The organism is Rhodococcus sp. IEGM 1381 (assembly GCF_030056795.1).
Lineage (GTDB): Bacteria > Actinomycetota > Actinomycetes > Mycobacteriales > Mycobacteriaceae > Rhodococcoides.
Genome location: NZ_JASHKQ010000008.1, coordinates 118,029 through 134,501, shown reverse-complemented (window position 1 = coordinate 134,501; position 16,473 = coordinate 118,029). Strand labels below are relative to the sequence as shown.

Annotated in this window: 13 protein-coding genes; 3 read left to right on the top strand and 10 right to left on the bottom strand. The window is 64.2% G+C overall.

Annotated elements, in window-relative coordinates:
* Nucleotides 1–32: 32 nt before the first annotated feature.
* Both QM797_RS18115 and ilvA read right to left on the bottom strand, forming a co-directional pair.
* Nucleotides 33–3,164 carry an arabinosyltransferase domain-containing protein gene (locus QM797_RS18115; RefSeq protein ID WP_283277065.1) on the bottom strand — a complete coding sequence of 1,044 codons (3,132 nt, stop codon included), beginning with the start codon at nucleotides 3,162–3,164 and terminating at the stop codon, nucleotides 33–35.
* 74 nt (nucleotides 3,165–3,238) lie between these two features.
* Complete coding sequence (gene ilvA, locus QM797_RS18110) at nucleotides 3,239–4,402, bottom strand: threonine ammonia-lyase (RefSeq protein WP_283277106.1); 1,164 nt, start codon at nucleotides 4,400–4,402, stop codon at nucleotides 3,239–3,241.
* 182 nt (nucleotides 4,403–4,584) lie between these two features.
* Here ilvA and QM797_RS18105 point away from each other — a divergent pair, with 182 nt between their 5' ends.
* Genes QM797_RS18105 through QM797_RS18095 form a run of 3 tightly spaced genes read left to right on the top strand, consistent with a single transcriptional unit; the run spans nucleotide 4,585 to nucleotide 6,491 of the window.
* The gene (locus QM797_RS18105) at nucleotides 4,585–5,526 is read left to right on the top strand and encodes a DUF6286 domain-containing Asp23/Gls24 family envelope stress response protein (RefSeq protein ID WP_283277063.1); all 942 of its coding nucleotides are present in this window, start codon (nucleotides 4,585–4,587) and stop codon (nucleotides 5,524–5,526) included.
* Nucleotides 5,526–6,077 (top strand): hypothetical protein, encoded by a 552-nt coding sequence (locus tag QM797_RS18100; RefSeq protein WP_283277062.1) that lies wholly within the window; start codon nucleotides 5,526–5,528, stop codon nucleotides 6,075–6,077. Before QM797_RS18105 ends, QM797_RS18100 begins: the two co-directional genes overlap by 1 nt.
* A gap of 24 nt (nucleotides 6,078–6,101) precedes the next feature.
* Entirely contained in the window at nucleotides 6,102–6,491 is a 390-nt protein-coding gene (locus QM797_RS18095) for a hypothetical protein (RefSeq protein WP_283277061.1), read from the top strand.
* Nucleotides 6,492–6,632: 141 nt separating this feature from the next.
* On the opposite strand, the gene QM797_RS18090 is transcribed toward QM797_RS18095, so the two are convergent.
* From QM797_RS18090 to QM797_RS18055, 8 genes are all read right to left on the bottom strand, one after another.
* Nucleotides 6,633–9,158, bottom strand: a complete 2,526-nt coding sequence (locus QM797_RS18090; RefSeq protein ID WP_283277060.1) for a polynucleotide kinase-phosphatase — start codon at nucleotides 9,156–9,158, stop codon at nucleotides 6,633–6,635.
* Nucleotides 9,155–10,465 (bottom strand): 3' terminal RNA ribose 2'-O-methyltransferase Hen1, encoded by a 1,311-nt coding sequence (locus tag QM797_RS18085; RefSeq protein ID WP_283277059.1) that lies wholly within the window; start codon nucleotides 10,463–10,465, stop codon nucleotides 9,155–9,157. Before QM797_RS18085 ends, QM797_RS18090 begins: the two co-directional genes overlap by 4 nt.
* A gap of 277 nt (nucleotides 10,466–10,742) precedes the next feature.
* The gene (tuf, locus tag QM797_RS18080; protein ID WP_283277058.1) at nucleotides 10,743–11,933 is read right to left on the bottom strand and encodes an elongation factor Tu; all 1,191 of its coding nucleotides are present in this window, start codon (nucleotides 11,931–11,933) and stop codon (nucleotides 10,743–10,745) included.
* Between the two features lie 102 nt (nucleotides 11,934–12,035).
* On the bottom strand, nucleotides 12,036–14,138 hold the full coding sequence (gene fusA, locus QM797_RS18075) for an elongation factor G (protein ID WP_283277057.1): 2,103 nt from the start codon (nucleotides 14,136–14,138) through the stop codon (nucleotides 12,036–12,038).
* Nucleotides 14,139–14,233: 95 nt separating this feature from the next.
* Entirely contained in the window at nucleotides 14,234–14,704 is a 471-nt protein-coding gene (rpsG, locus tag QM797_RS18070) for a 30S ribosomal protein S7 (RefSeq protein WP_003941856.1), read from the bottom strand.
* A gap of 1 nt (nucleotide 14,705) precedes the next feature.
* Nucleotides 14,706–15,080 (bottom strand): 30S ribosomal protein S12, encoded by a 375-nt coding sequence (gene rpsL, locus QM797_RS18065; protein ID WP_072805599.1) that lies wholly within the window; start codon nucleotides 15,078–15,080, stop codon nucleotides 14,706–14,708.
* Between the two features lie 294 nt (nucleotides 15,081–15,374).
* Complete coding sequence (locus QM797_RS18060) at nucleotides 15,375–15,902, bottom strand: DUF3558 domain-containing protein (RefSeq protein WP_283277056.1); 528 nt, start codon at nucleotides 15,900–15,902, stop codon at nucleotides 15,375–15,377.
* The gene (locus tag QM797_RS18055) at nucleotides 15,899–16,420 is read right to left on the bottom strand and encodes a DUF3558 domain-containing protein (RefSeq protein WP_283277055.1); all 522 of its coding nucleotides are present in this window, start codon (nucleotides 16,418–16,420) and stop codon (nucleotides 15,899–15,901) included. The genes QM797_RS18060 and QM797_RS18055 overlap by 4 nt, the downstream gene beginning before the upstream one ends.
* Between the last annotated feature and the right edge of the window lie 53 nt (nucleotides 16,421–16,473).

Genomic DNA, 16,473 nt, shown 5'->3' with positions numbered 1-16,473 from the left:
GGTCGGTATAAGGACTCCCGAACGCCTAGAGATTAACCGGTTTTGATGGGACCCGGCGTCCACAGGCCCGAACGCTGGACGTCCTCTGCGGTGATCTGCGCCGGCTGGGCCGTTTCGTCGTACGGCGTGTACTGCTCGATCGATCCCCAGTCGCGGTCCCAGTCGTCTTTCAGATACGACGGAATGGTGCGGGCCGAGGCCACGATGTCGATCCATCCGAGCGGTCCGCCGCCATAGTGGTCCTGCCACGCATTGGTGATGACGGCACCGCTGCGGTCGGGGAGCACCCGGTACTGCGGAACCTCGGCCACGCCGACGCGGTGGTCGAACGGATGCTGGCACGGGAAGTTGAAGCCGACCTCCCAGTCCAGCAGCACGGGAGTCTCCTGGCCGACGACGTCGTTCAACGTCTGGGTGCGAGGTACTCGCGGCGGGGTGACCGCGAGCCATTGGTCGGCATCACGGTCGGTATCGGCGAGCACAAGCCGAATCATGTCGATGCCGGCGGGAATCTGATCCATTGGAACTCGCAGGTTGCGCCACGACGGCGTCGGGCCGATGTCGATCGGCGTCAACCGTCCCTGCGCGCGGCCGTCGACGCCGTACTCGAGCTCGAGGCTCTGCCCGTAGGTGACGATGCCGTCGGAGTTCACCGAGCGGATGCGTCCGGCAGCGGCGATGGAGATCAAATCGCCCGGATCGGTCGGCAGCGCGTACCAACCGGTGGTCAACGTAGCAGGGGTGTCGGATCCGAACGAGCCGAGCACCGGAACGGTTGCCGGGTCCAAGCCGAACGGAAGCGCGCTGCCCCCGGTTCCGGCTCCGGTCGACGACGTCGGCTGCTGTTGTTCTTCGGTATCGACGGTGTTCGAGGTGCCCGACGCCGAGGCCTCCTTGTCCGCGGTGAGGTCGCCCGCCACGCCGTCGGGGGTGAACCCGTCGTTGTCTGCAGCCAGCGCGGCGAATGCGTCGCCGTCGACCGGTTGCAGCACATCGGCATTGGGGTCGGTTTCGAGCAGTACGTCGTTGGCCAGCCCGCACGTGTTCCCGGCCAGCGCCGAGAGGTTCGATTTCGCGATCGAGTACGACGGCCACTGCGCCACAGCGCCCTTGGCCATCGATGCCACGGCCAGTAGCACCATCAACGCGGCCGCGACGGCGATCGGCGGCACCGACCACCAACGCGCCAAGGGCTTGTCGGTGCCGACGTACGGCGCGCGAAGGTGGAACCACACGGCCGCGAGCAACAGCAGTAGCGTCAGTCCGAGGAACATCGTCGAGATGCCCAGGCCCGCGACGAGAATCGGCTTGTCCCAGAACGGGACTCCCCACGCCGAGACGTACCAGTAGCCGTTCGTTCCGGTGAACGCGACGGCCAGCAGGAACGACACCGCTGCGGCGAACAACAGTCGATTGCGCCGCGAGCGCAGCACTGCGGCACCGGTCGCCACGGCCGCCAAGACCGCAACCGAGGCGGCCAGACCGGCGAACACTCCGAAATGGTGTGTCCACTTGGTCGGGGTGATCATCATCAGCGCCATGGACCCGACGGTGATACCCACGATTCGACGCGCGGGACCGGTTGCGGTGCCAGGGATTTTGCCGCCCTTGCGCAGCATTACCGCGACCACCGCGATCAGCGAGACGATCATGACGAACACCCCGAACCGGCGCGCGAGCGAGCCGTCGATGTCCATGTTCATCAACCACTGGTAGCGCAGATACTCGTCGAACCAGGCCTGACTCGGCCCGGCCACAGTGTGCACACGTTGCATCTCGAGCATGCCTGCCACGGTCTGGTTGCCGAAAGCGAACACCAGTACAACCGTGCCCGACGCCACCAACGGGGCCAGCAGTGTGACCGCGCCCAGTGCTTTGTTGCCGAACTCGCGAGCGCGACCGACGACGATCTGCAGCACCGGTCGGGCTCCGGCGATCAACGGCGCGAAGCAAATGAATCCGGACGGGGCGCACGTGACCGTCAATGCCGCGATCAGAATTGCCGCCGCTGCGGGCAGCAACCTGCGGGTCGCTATGGATCGTTCCACCGAACACCACGTCAGCAGCACACCGATGGCCACAAACGGTTCCGGTCGCAGCCCGTTGTTGTACGGCAACCAGAACGCGAGCAGCACCAGACCACCGGTCCACAGCGCAGTCTTCGACGCGCGAGCGGCGGCACCGAACCGCGGGATCACCTCACGACTGATGACGAGCCACGCGACGACGGCGCAGATCAGCGTGGGCAACCGCATCCAGACACTGGCGGTCGAGACGTGTGAGAGGAGGGTGAACATGTCGTACAACGGTGTGCCGAACGGTGTCTCGGGCACACCGAAGTACCGGAAGTAGTTGGCCATGTACCCGGCATGATCGGCCGTGCGGGCCATCCCGAGTTGATAGCCGTCATCGGAGGTGTTCGCGCCGATGACGTGCCATACCAACAGCGTTCCGATCACCACCGCGTCGACCAGCCCGAAGGTCCACCAGCGACGCGGGAGGAACCGTCGGGCGCGCCGGCCGTCGGACAGGTCCAGGCGGTGCAGCGCAACCAACGAGACGATGGTGGCGAGCACGCCGACGATCATCGCGAACCACTTCAGGATGCTCGGCGTCGAGGAGAAGCGGCTGTCCAGCTCGGCCTGCAGCTGCAGACCGGGAATGCTTCCCTGAAGATCGCTGAACACGCCGACCATCTGTGGCCGGACGTCGCCGTCACGCGTCGCGGTGTCTTCGTCGGTCAGTCCGACAGTTGTCGCGGTGCCGTTCGAGGTGATCGTCAACGAGCAGTCGCCCGCAGTCGATGGGCTCAGTTCCGAGACCGGCTTCTCGAGGAGAACCGAATCACGCAGCGTCACCTTCAGCTGCGACGCCTCACCGCCGGTTACTTCCGCGACAAGACCGTACCGATAGGCGTCGGGCGATCCCTTGGGCGAGGTGGACAGCAGTATCCCGCCGCTGGCAAGCCTGGCCGCGGCGTCACACGGGACGGTCGCGTCGACGCTGATCGGCGTGTAGCCGACGAGCGGAGCCTCGACATTGCCGACAGTGTCGCTCTGCGGCCAGGTCAACGAGGACTGTTGCTGCTCGATCGGCAACAGCGGTATCGAGATCGTCAGCAGAATTCCCAGGACGGCGGAGACGATCGCGACGAGCCGAGCCATGCAAATATCTCCCACTGATGTCCTGGTCCAGGTCGCTGATCAAGGTACCAGTGCCACCCGTGTGGCCCGGGAGGTCAGTTCTCGACGTGCACCGCATACCCGGCCGCGCCCAGGGCGTCGAGCACAGAGCCTCGGTGATCGGGTCCGCGTGTCTCGACGGTCAACATCACGTCGACTTCCTCGAGGCCGAGCCGTCCCCCCGTGCGGGAGTGGACGACGTCGACCACACTTGCGCCGGCGTCGCGCACCACCCCGAGCACTCCCGTGAGCCCGCCCGGTCGGTCCGAAATGGTCACGCGCACAGCGAGATAACGTCCACCCGCCCGGAGACCGTGGGTGATGACGTGGGTGAGCAGCAGCGGATCGATGTTCCCGCCGGAGAGAATGGCGCACACCGAGCCGGTCAAACCGAGCTCGTCGGCCGAGTGCGTCATCAGCGCCGCCACTGCAGCCGCGCCCGCTGGTTCGACGATGAGTTTGGCGCGCTCGATGCACAGCACCAGAGCCCGCGACAGAGCGTCTTCACTGACGGTGACGACGTCGTCCACCCAGCCCTGCACATGATCGAACGGCACCGATCCGGGCAGGCCGATCGCGATGCCGTCTGCCATCGTCGACATCGATTCCAGCGCGATCGGGTGTCCCGCCTTCAGCGACGCGGGCCAGGCGGCAGCGCCTTCTGCCTGCACTCCGACGATTCTTATATCGGGCTTGCTCAGCTTGACTGCCGCGGCGACACCGGCCAGCAGTCCCCCGCCGCCGGTGGGGATCACGATGGTGCCGACGTCCGGCATCTGCTGCAGCAGTTCGGTACCGAGCGTCGCCTGCCCGGCGACGATGTCGAGATGATCGAACGGATGGATGAGGGTGGCGCCGGTACGTTCGGCGAATTCCCGTGCCGACTTCAGCGCCTCGTCCACGGTGTTGCCCACCAGATGCACCGTTGCTCCGTATGCCTTGGTGACCACCAGCTTCGGCAGCGACACGCCTACCGGCATGAACACCGTCGAGGTGATCCCCACTTGCGACGCGGCCCACGCGACACCCTGAGCGTGGTTGCCGGCGCTGGCCGCGACCACCCCGAGGGCGCGTTGATCAGCGTCGAGCCTGGCAATGCGGTTGTACGCCCCGCGTGGCTTGAAGGATCCGGTGCGCTGCAGGTTCTCGCATTTGAGGCGTACCTCGTGGCCGGTCAGGTCCGACAGAATTCGCGAGGCCACCACTGGGGTCCGGCGCATGACCGGCTCCAGCAGCTCCTCGGCCGAGGCGATATCCGACGCGGTCACCCGCACAATTTCCGACACAGTCGCAGTATGCCAGGAACAATTACTCCTATGACGGCATCCGGCATCGGTCGTCACTACAGTTGTGGAGCGCGAGCCGCACCAGAGCGAGCCGCGACCGGCGCAAAGGATTCTCGGTGACGACGCAGGCTGCATCCGACGAGGTCAGCGACGACCCCGGTTCGCGCGGCAGCGTGGAAATAAAGGACCGGGCCATCTCCCGCACCGCCATCGCCGCGGCCTTGAAAGACCCTCGGGTCACCCGCACCACCGGTGGTCTCTCGCGACTGACCGGGCGAGAGCTCCCCCGCGCCGACATCACCCTCGGCGCGGACACGATTGCCGTCAACCTCTACATCGGTGTCCGGTGGCCGTCGCAGATCACCGAGGTCACCCAAGCTGGGCACGCAGCCGTCGAAGAAGCACTGGCGACGATGACGGGACTGCACGTGCATCGGGTGAACGTGCTCGTTTCCGACACCACCCTGGATCGTTCGGATCGCCCGCCCACGACAGATGTTGCTTCGCAGACTGTTTCACCCCGTCCACCCACCGCAGGTCCGGCCGCGATGCCGGTGGCGCTGCTGTTCGGATTCCTGCTGCTGGGCGTGGCCTTCGTTGCCGGCCGCGAGTTCCTCATCGCGCACGGAACTATCGGCGGCAGTCCGTGGATCGCCGACGCGATCGGCTGGGTCGCCCGATTGCACTGGCAGAGCTGGATGATCGCCGCCGCGATCGGTGCCGCCGTCGTCGGGTCGTTACTCGTGTTCGTTGGAGTCAAACCACGCACGAGAACTCATTCCGGCCTGGGCGGCGGGACGCCGACCGTATGGGCAACACCCACCGATATCGCTCGATTGTGCAGTGCTGCAGCGCAGTCCACCCGCGGAGTCACGGACGCGCATACCGTCGTCACGCGAAAGAAGATCGAGCTGCGGGTGCAGCGCGATCCCGCTTTCGATGTCGACAGTGTCGACGCTGCCGTGCGCGAAGCGCTTGCTCCGGTGCTGTCCGTTACCGCGGACGGGCGGCGATCGACGGTGAAGCACACGTCTGCGCCGCCGACGAGGGTCTCGTGATGAAGACGTTCGTCGCCGGGGTGGATCGGCTTCTCGCCGTCGTCGCCGGGCTCGTACTCGTGGCCGGAGGCGGCTTCGCCCTTGCCTGGCACTACGACGTGCCCTGGGCGCGAGAGACGCTGTCTCGCTTCGACCGTGCGCGTATTGCGGAGTTGCCGGAGCAGGGTTTCTGGATGCCGACACTGGCGATCGCCGTCGCAGTGACCGTCGTGGTGGCTCTGGTATTGCTGATCGGCAACTTCTCTCCGCGTCGGACCGGAACGGCAAGCGTCATCGAGGAGCCACACTTCTCGGCGCACGTGGACCTCGGTGCCATTGCTTCGGGAGTGGCTGCAGAGTTGGCAGAATTTCACGGTGTTCGACGAGCCAGAGGAACAGCGATCGATGATCGCGGCATGCCCACCATCGCTGTATCGGTCTATGCCGCAGCAGACTTCGACGTAGTTGCCTTCACCTCCCTGGCCGAATCACGAGCCGCATTCGTCGCCGAATCTCTCGCTGGTACGTACGTCGCTACCCGCATTCAGTTGCACGTCGACAAGCGGCGGTAACAGTCCCGGCGGTACGGTATGGACATGGTTGCATCGACGCGCAGTAGGTTCGAGCGATGGTCCGGTGGAATGCCTCTCGCCGTTCCTCTGGCATTCGGGGCGGTACTGGTGGTTACCGCCTTCGCCTCGAAACTCGGTGACAGTTCTGTCTACTTCTACGTCCCCTTGGTATTCGCAGCGACCGGAACGATGATTTGGCTGAATGGGCGCCGCGCCCCCAACCGACGCGGCCAGTTGCACGCCGCTGTCGGCTCGGCGCTGCTGATCGGATGCGGCATCGTGGTTGCGGTCTGCGGTCTCGCCGGCGGTCTGCTGTTGGACTCGCAGACTTTGTGGGCGTCGATCGGGGTAGTCGCTGCAATCGCGGCACCGATCAGTGCCGGCATCAGTCCAATCTGGTCACCGAAAAATTAGTGCCCGCTATGCTCCCCTGGTCCGGATCAATGCGCCTTTGTTGCACTCTGAGCGACCGAAATCCACATTGATCCAGGCTGGGGTTGGCGCAACACTCGAGATCTCACAGAGTGCTGCGCCTTCGATGATCAGTACCTGCGCTCACAACCGCGGGTCCACTGGCTCCGATTCCAGTGCCAGTACCGCGAACACCGCTTGGTGGATGCTGTAGAGCGGTTCATTGCGCACCGATCGGTCCAACGCCTCCATGCCGAGTGCATATTCACGCAGAGCCATCGACTGCTTGTGTCCCACGTTCCGGTTCCGCAGTGCGGTCAGCCGATCCGGGTCGGTGTAGTCGGCACCGTAGATCAGCCGCAGATACTCTCGGCCGCGAACCTTCATGCCGGGCTGCATCTTTCCGCGCGGACTGTTCTCGGCCGGCTTCACGACCATGCCCTCACCGCCCTGCGCCGTCAACTCCTCCCACCACTTCTCTCCTGCCGCAACCGAATCGGCCGATGTTAGATCCACCTCGATTCGACGGGTCGCGGCGAACACCTCGGGAGCAGCCGTCACCATGCGGTCGGCGCGATCGAGGTGCCACTGGTGCGGACGATCCGCATACGTTCCGACATTCGACGCCAACATCTGGAACGGCGCAATCCGAATGCCCTTCAACCCGTCGGTCGGCCAGATGTAGCGCCGATAGGCAGCGGTGAACTCGACCAGATTGTCCTGACGAATTCTGTTCCGGTCTCGAAGTTCCTGCATGTCCAGGCCGCGCGACGCGGCCTGGGCAAGCACACCCGCTTCGGCCTCGAGAGTTGCCCGAGACTCCGCAGCAACTGCGGCGTACTCGGTCTTGATGAGCCCCTCCGCCTTCGCAGACCAGGGCATCAGTTCACAGTCGAGTATCAGCCAGCGCGAATTCAATTCGTTCCACACGCCGGCTTTTTCGAGCGCGTCGGCCACCCCTGAGATCAGCTGTCCGGTCAGAGCTTCGTCGAACACCGGACGACCGGTGCGGGTGTACGCGGTACCGAGCACTCCCTGCGGTGCGTCGAACTTCTCCCGCGCGGTGTCGGCATCACGACACACCACCACGACGACCCGCGAGCCCATGTGCTTCTCTTCGCAGATCACGGCCGACGCACCGAGCGCCCGATACGCGTCGAACGCCTCCGTCGGATACTCGAGGTACCCGTCGCGCTCCGACGTTCTACTCGGTGCCATCGTCGGCGGCAGATAGTGCAGCCACTGCGGAGCGAGCGCAAACCGACTCATCACCTCCAATGCGCCGGCGGCATTCTCGGGCCGAATCGATACGCGACCACGCAGGTACGTCTCGACACCCGTCGGCCCGATCACGTCCGAGAGATCGAGCGACGCCGCATCTCTCACGAATGCACCCACCGGACGGGCCGGCTCGTACCAGACCTGTTCGGCCGGCACCGAGACGATCTCGCGCTCCGGGTATCGCAGCGCAGTCAACTTGCCACCGAAGACGCAACCGGTATCGAGACACGCAGTGTTGTTCTCCCACTCCACTTCCGGAACCGGAGTGTGCCCATAGAGCACCGTCGCCGACCCGCGATAGTCCTTGGCCCACGGATACCGAACCGGCAGGCCGAATTCGTCGGTTTCCCCGGTGGTATCGCCGTACAGAGCAAAGCTTCGAACCCTGCCCGACGCCCGATTCTGGTACTTCTCGATCAAACCGGCGTGGGCGACGACGAGCCTTCCGCCGTCGAGCACGAGGTGCGCGACGAGACCGTCACAGAACTCCAGGACCTCGCGCCGAAATTCCTCCGGCTCGGCGTCGAGCTGCTCCAGTGTCTCGGCGAGACCGTGCGACGCCGTCACCTTCCGACCTCGCAGTGCCTTGACGAGCTTGTTCTCGTGGTTGCCCGGGACCGCCAGCGCCGCACCGGCACCGACCATCCCCATCACCAGCCGCAGTACTCCTACCGAGTCGGGCCCACGATCGACGTAGTCACCGAGGAACAACGCCGTGCGTCCGTCCGGCGGTGTCGCGCCGACCGCCCGACCGAACACGTCACGCTCCACCGAGTAACCTGATGCTGCGAGCAGGCTTTCGAGCTCGGCGAGACAGCCGTGGATATCACCGATGACGTCGAACGGCCCGGTCAGCTCACGTCGATCACTACGCAGAGGCGTACGAACGAACGTCGCCGACGCCACCGCATCGACGCCGTCCAGCACATGAACCGAACGAAACCCTTCCTTGGCCAGACCCCGCATGGACCGCTGCAACTGTGACTGCTGGCGGCGCAACACATCTCGGCCGAACGTCCTGTCGGTGCGTTCGGCGTTGCGCTGTGCGCACACTGCTTCCGGCACATCGAGCACTACGGCAACCGGGAGGACGTCGTGCTCGCGGGCCAGCGCGATCAACGCCTTGCGGGCGGCCGGTTGCACGTTGGTGGCGTCGACGACAGTGAGCAGGCCGGCCCGCAATCTGGTCGCGACCAGGAATTCGAGGAGGGCGAACGCGTCCTTGGTCGCACTCTGCAGATTGGGATCGTTGCTGACCATCCCTCGGCAGGTATCACTCGATACCGTCTCGTACGGACCGAACCGAGACGCCGCGAACGACGACTTACCGGAGCCGCTGATGCCGACGAGTACGACGAGGGACAGGTCCGGAATATCGAAGGTACTCATCGGGACTGCTCCTCTCTGGTGAATACTGCGATCTGGGTGGGGCTACCGAGTCGGTCGTCGACAGGGCCGATGCGATCGAAACGAACCGAGTAGGCGTGGCCGTCGGCCACTGATGACGCCCACTGCTCGAATTCGGCGCGGGTGAACTCGAATCGGTGGTCGACATGACGGAAGGCACCCGGTTCGAGCCCTGGATACAGCGCGTTGTACTCGGAGTTCGGGGTGGTCACGAGCACCGTCCGGGGACGGGCCTCGCGAAAGACCGAGCGCACCAACGCCGGGAGCCGATCGAGGTCGACGTGCTCGATCACCTCCATGAGCACCATCGCGTCGAATCCCTGCAACCGCACGTCTCGGTAGGTGGCCGACGACTGGAGCAGTTCGATGCGCGTTCGCTGTCGATCCGCCATGTCGTCCAGACGCAACCGGCGGTGCGCCTTCACGAGTGCCCGATCACTCACGTCGGCACCGACAATGCGCTCGAAAGCACTGTTTACGAGCAGTTCTCGCAGCAGACGACCCTCGCCGCAACCCAGGTCGATCACCGACTTCGCGCCGACGTCGTTCAGCGCCGCCAGTACGGCGCGTACCCGCCGTTCTGCCAACGTCGGATCTCGCGGGGTCATATCGTCCTCACGCGCGTCGGGGACGAGTCGCTCCAGCGCGGAGGCCACGAGTTCGCGGCGGTGCGCCAGGTAGCGGGAGGCGATCAACGACGACTCGGGGTGATCTCCGAGCCAATCCCCTGCTGCTCGAACGAGTTTGTCTGCCTCGTCCTCCCCCACCCAGTAGTGCTTGGCGTCGTCGAGCACGGGTAGGAGTACGTACAGGTGCCGCAGCGCTGCCGACAGAGTGAACGTGCCGGTGAGAACGAGACCGATGTATTCGGAGTTGCCCCATTCCGGTTGCGTCGGATCGAGCGGAATGGCCGTCGCCTCGACGATCCATCCCAGGGGACCGAACAACCGTGACGCGAGGTCGGTCGCACCACGAGACGGCACAGCAGGCATCGACACAGTCAGATCGATTGCGGCAGAAACCAGTTCAGGTCTAGTGGTACATACGCCGGTGAGAGTCTGTTTGAAGAGTCGAGACAGAGCCACCGCGAGCCCGGATGCCGCTGGATTTTTCTCGTCGGCCCCGTCGAGCAAGATTGCAAGGGTGGTGCGCTCTGTCGAGACCTCGGGATACAGCACCGTCGCGGCACCCATGGGCAGGTTACGGCTCAGCACGCGATCGGGGTGCTTGTGCAACAGATACCCGATGTCGGAGGTGTCCGGGAAATCGGTTGTGGCATTTGCAGTCACGGTCAGTAGCACCGCAGCGACGTTACGGGACGGCCGCGTCCGATGCGTCCCACTTTTCGGGGCCCTCGGACCGCGTCAATGGACCACTGCATACGTCCGACCGCTGCAAGGGTCCATTCACCCACTGTGGGTGGCCACCTCGGACCGCGTGAATGAACCACTGCATACGTCTGAGCGGTGCAATGGTCCATTGACGCGGGCGGCGCAGCCGCACGCACGCAAAAGCGGCACCCACCAGAAGGTGGGTGCCGCTTCAGTAGAGCTGGGTGAAACTAGATCACTTGACGATCTTCGTGACGCGACCGGCTCCGACGGTACGACCGCCCTCACGGATTGCGAAACGGAGGCCGACGTCCATGGCGACCGGCTGGATCAGCGTGACGGACATCTCGGTGTTGTCACCGGGCATGACCATCTCGGTGCCCTCGGGGAGGGTCACAACGCCCGTAACGTCCGTGGTACGGAAGTAGAACTGCGGGCGGTAGTTGTTGAAGAACGGCGTGTGGCGGCCGCCCTCGTCCTTGGACAGGATGTAAGCGTTGCCCTCGAACTCCGTGTGGGGAGTCGTGGTGCCCGGCTTGATGATGACCTGTCCACGCTCGACGTCTTCGCGCTTGATGCCACGAACGAGGAGGCCGACGTTGTCGCCTGCCTGACCCGAGTCGAGCAGCTTGCGGAACATTTCGATTCCGGTGACGGTGGTCTTGGTCGAGCCGGGGCGGATGCCGACGATCTCGACCTCTTCGTTGACGTTGACCGAGCCGCGCTCGATACGTCCGGTGACCACGGTGCCACGACCGGTGATGGTGAAGACGTCCTCGACGGGCATGAGGAACGGCTTGTCGGTCTCACGGACGGGATCCGGGACCGAATCGTCGACGGCCTGCATGAGCTCCAGGACAGATGCGCCCCACTTCTCGTCACCCTCGAGTGCCTTGAGTGCGGAGACCTTGATGACCGGTGCGTCCTCGTCGAACTCCTGCGAAGCGAGGAGCTCGCGGACCTCCATCTCGACGAGCTCGATGATCTCTTCGTCGTCGACCATGTCGGCCTTGTTCAGTGCGACCAGGATGTACGGAACACCGACCTGGCGGGCGAGCAGCACGTGCTCGCGGGTCTGCGGCATCGGGCCATCGGTTGCTGCCACGACCAGGATTGCGCCGTCCATCTGAGCCGCGCCGGTGATCATGTTCTTGATGTAGTCGGCGTGACCCGGTGCATCGACGTGCGCGTAGTGGCGCTTCTCGGTCTGGTACTCGACGTGGGAGATGTTGATCGTGATACCACGAGCCTTCTCCTCCGGAGCCTTGTCGATCTGATCGAAAGCCGATGCCTCGTTCAGGTCCGGGAACTTGTCGTGCAGAACCTTGGTGATTGCAGCCGTCAGCGTCGTCTTACCGTGGTCAACGTGACCGATGGTGCCGATGTTGACGTGCGGCTTCGTCCGATCGAACTTCGCCTTCGCCACTGTGTGTCCTCCTGGACTGATCTGTGCGTACCCCTGCGGGGCAAGCACGCGTATGTGTTGTTACTTATTACAGGTCGAGCGTGGTCCAGCAAACGAAGAGAATTACTCTCCGTTGACCTTCGCGATGATTTCCTTCGCTACGTTCGCGGGAACTTCTGCGTACGAATCGAAGACCATGGAGTAGTTAGCGCGGCCCTGCGTCTTCGACCGAAGGTCTCCGATGTAGCCGAACATCTCCGACAGCGGAACCAGTGCCTTGACGATACGGGCACCGCTGCGTTCCTCCATGGCCTGAATCTGACCACGGCGGGAGTTCAGGTCGCCGATGACCTCACCCATGTAATCCTCGGGCGTGATGACCTCGACGGCCATGACGGGTTCGAGAATTACGGGGCTGGCCTTGCGGGCGGCTTCCTTGAACGCTTGTGAGCCGGCGACCTTGAAGGCCATTTCCGACGAGTCGACGTCGTGGTACGCACCGTCGAGCAGTGTGACCTTGACGTTGACCAGGGGGTATCCGGCCAGGACACCGTACTGCATGGCGTCCTGAGCACCTGCGTCGACCGAGGGGATGTACTCCCTGGGCACGCGGCCACCGCTGACCTTGTTCTCGAACTCGTACGTCGCGCCGTCTTCGCCCTCGAAAGGCTCGAGCTTGATGATGACCTTCGCGAACTGGCCGGAGCCACCGGTCTGCTTCTTGTGCGTGTAGTCGTGCTTCTCGACCGTCTTGCGGATGGTCTCGCGGTACGCCACCTGAGGCTTGCCGACGTTGGCCTCGACCTTGAACTCGCGACGCATACGGTCGACGAGAATGTCGAGGTGCAGTTCGCCCATGCCGCCGATGACGGTCTGGCCGGTGTCCTCGTCCAGCTTCACCGAGAAGGTGGGATCCTCTTCGGCGAGCTTCTGGATGGCTGTTCCCAGCTTCTCCTGGTCGGACTTGGTCTTCGGCTCGATCGAGACCTGGATGACCGGGTCCGGGAAGCTCATGGACTCGAGGATGATCTGGTTCTGCGGATCGCAGAGCGTGTCACCCGTCGTGGTGTCCTTGAGGCCGATGACCGCGTAGATGTGACCGGCAGACGCGGTCGCGATCGCGTTCTCCTTGTTGGAGTGCATCTGGAAGAGCTTGCCCAGACGCTCCTTCTTGCCCTTGGTCGAGTTGATGACCTGAGCGCCGGAGTCGACCTTGCCCGAGTACACCCGAACGTAGGTCAGCTTGCCGAAGAAGGGGTGCGTCGCGATCTTGAACGCGAGAGCCGCGAACGGCTCGTCTGCGGACGGCTTGCGAGTGATCTCCTTCTCCTCGTCGCCGACGGCGTGTCCGATGGTCTCGGCAACGTCGAGGGGAGACGGGAGGTAGTCGATGACCGCGTCGAGCATGGGCTGAACACCCTTGTTCTTGAACGCGGATCCACACAGGATCGGGTACAGCTCGCTGTTGACCGTCATCTTGCGGATGGCGCCCTTGATCTCTTCGATCGTGAGCTCTTCGCCACCGAAGTGCTTCTCCAGAAGCGCTTCGTCGGACTCGGCCACGGTCTCGAGCAGCATGGTGCGGTACTCGTCCGCGCGCTCCTTGAGGTTTTCCGGGATCTCCTCGATCTCGTACTTCTCGCCGAGCTTGGTCTCGCCACTCCACACGAGAGCCTTCATCTGCACGAGGTCGATGACGCCCTCGAAATCGTTCTCTGCGCCGATGGGCAGCTGGATGACCAGCGGCTTGGCACCGAGACGATCGATGATGGTCTGCACGGTGTAGTAGAAGTCCGCGCCGAGCTTGTCCATCTTGTTGACGAAGCAGATGCGGGGCACGTCGTACTTGTCGGCCTGACGCCAGACCTGCTCGGACTGCGGCTCGACACCTTCTTTGCCGTCGAACACTGCGACCGCGCCGTCGAGGACGCGGAGCGAACGCTCCACCTCGACAGTGAAGTCGACGTGACCGGGGGTGTCGATGATGTTGATCTGGTTGTCGTTCCAGAAGCACGTCGTGGCAGCAGAGGTGATCGTGATGCCACGCTCCTGCTCCTGCTCCATCCAGTCCATGGTGGCTGCGCCATCGTGAACTTCACCGATCTTGTAGGAGATACCGGTGTAGAAGAGGATGCGTTCGGTAGTGGTGGTCTTGCCGGCATCGATGTGGGCCATGATGCCGATGTTGCGGACCTTGAGTAGGTCGGTCAGCACGTCCTGTGCCACGAGTTAACCCGCCTTGGTGTTGGAAGAGGTATTGCCTGAGCTGATCAACGCTCCGGCGGTATCGGATAGTTCCGAGTACCGCCCGAGCGAGGAGATCACCAGCGGTAGTGAGCGAACGCCTTGTTGGCTTCGGCCATCTTGTGAGTGTCCTCGCGACGCTTCACAGCGGCACCGAGGCCGTTGCTGGCGTCGAGCAACTCGTTCGCCAGACGCTCGACCATGGTCTTCTCACGACGAGCGCGCGAGAACGTGACCAGCCAGCGCAGTGCCAGCGTGGTGGAGCGGCCGGGACGAACCTCGACGGGCACCTGGTAGGTGGCACCACCGACGCGACGGCTGCGAACTTCGAGGGCCGGCTTGACGTTGTCGAGTGCACGCTTGAGCGTGACGACGGGATCGGTGCCGGTCTTCTCGCGAGCCTGCTCGAGCGCCTGGTAGACGATGCGCTCTGCGGTCGACTTCTTGCCGTCGAGGAGGATCTTGTTGACGAGCTGCGTGACCAACGGCGATCCGTAGACCGGGTCGTTGATCAGCGGCCGCTTGGGTGCTGGGCCCTTGCGTGGCATATCAGCTCTTCTCCTTCTTGGCTCCGTAGCGGCTGCGAGCCTGCTTGCGGTTCTTGACACCCTGGGTGTCGAGCGAGCCGCGGATGATCTTGTAACGCACACCCGGGAGGTCCTTCACACGACCGCCGCGAACGAGCACCATCGAGTGCTCCTGCAGGTTGTGACCCTCACCGGGGATGTAGGCAGTGACCTCTACCGCACTGGTCAAGCGCACACGCGCGACCTTACGGAGAGCAGAGTTCGGCTTCTTCGGAGTGGTTGTGTACACGCGAGTGCACACGCCGCGACGCTGAGGGCTTCCCTTGAGGGCAGCGGTCTTCAGCTTCCGCACCTTGTCGGTGCGGCCCTTGCGGACCAGCTGGTTGATAGTTGGCATGAACCGGCTTTCTTCGTGTCGATCAACAGGGATCTAGCAGTTGGAGCAAGAGAACACTGCTCCTCACCCGGTACTGCTGCTGCTCCAGTACTGCTATCGCGGGTCTCTTGCACCCCGCGGTCGGGTGTGTCGCATACCCCCACACGTCCAGCCGGTTGCGCGCTCTTCGAGCGAACGTGCGCACGGCTGTACCTCGCATAGGCACACAAACGGTCCGGCCAGGCCGGACACGACCCATGACGATACCCGGCGGCGCGGCCTCGGGTCAAAACACCCTTCGCCCTGATACGCAACCTATCTGCTCAGGTTGAGTGCGAGGTCGGCCAGCTTCGCCGCGGCCTGGCAGGGATCGGGGTGCGCGACATCCGGCCGATACTGCACCCACCACCCGAAGATGCCCGCCTGATCTGCACCGGCCGAGACTCCGCACGACGCGGAATCGTTGGGACGCTGGGCCTGTATTGCCTTGCGGCCCTGCACTGTTGTGTCGCTGACGGTGTACATCATCTTCTCGTCGGCCGCCCGCTCGGCGGCCAGGGTGCCGGATTCGAACCAGTTGAACGTCACCTTCACCATGCCCGCGGAGCCGATCAGATCCCATCGGCAGATCGCCCCGAAGAAGCCGCGCGCGATGTCGTCGGCTCCGGTGGTCTCCCGAATCTGGTCGTCGGAGACGGCATCGCACTCGGTCAACAACTTGGTGAATTCTTGGCTACCCGAGCCGGCGAAGCTCGCCGGCCGCGGCGTGCCCTCGACCGTCTGGGAGCAACCGGCGGCGAGCAGCAGGGTCGCGGCGGCGGCGGCGACTCTTGTCGTTCTCATTGCTTGCGCTCGACTGTCAGCGCCGCGAGCTCGTTTCCGACGTCGCACGGCGGGCGTGCCGCGGGTTGGTCGGAGTACGTGATGGACCAGTGGAAGAAGTCGTCGCCGAATTGCACGCCGATCTCGCACAGCGGGCCCTGTTCGGCCTCGAAGCCGGGGTTGCCGTCGATGGCGATGTCCTTGGCCGGACGGCCGATCAACTCGGAGCCTGCACGCTCACGTCCGATCGGGCTGCCTCGGTACCAGGAGAAGCTGACGCTCGGACCACTGAAGCCCACGGTCTCCCACTGGCAACCGACGGAGTTGCGGGTGACCTGGGAGAACGGGCCGGCTCCGAACGCAGATTGCACCTCGGCGTCGGTGATCGATCCGCATTCACCGAAGAACGGACCGGGCTCGTACGCCCCGGTGGTCGTCGTCGCTGCCTCGGTCGAGGCATCGGCGGCGTCGGTATCGGAACCACCGCAGCCGGCGACCAGCGCTGCGACTGCGGCGATCACCAGGGCCACTCGCTTCATGCCGTCCTTTGCGTGTTGTCCGATGCAGCAGTTCGACGTCGCACTGAACCTAT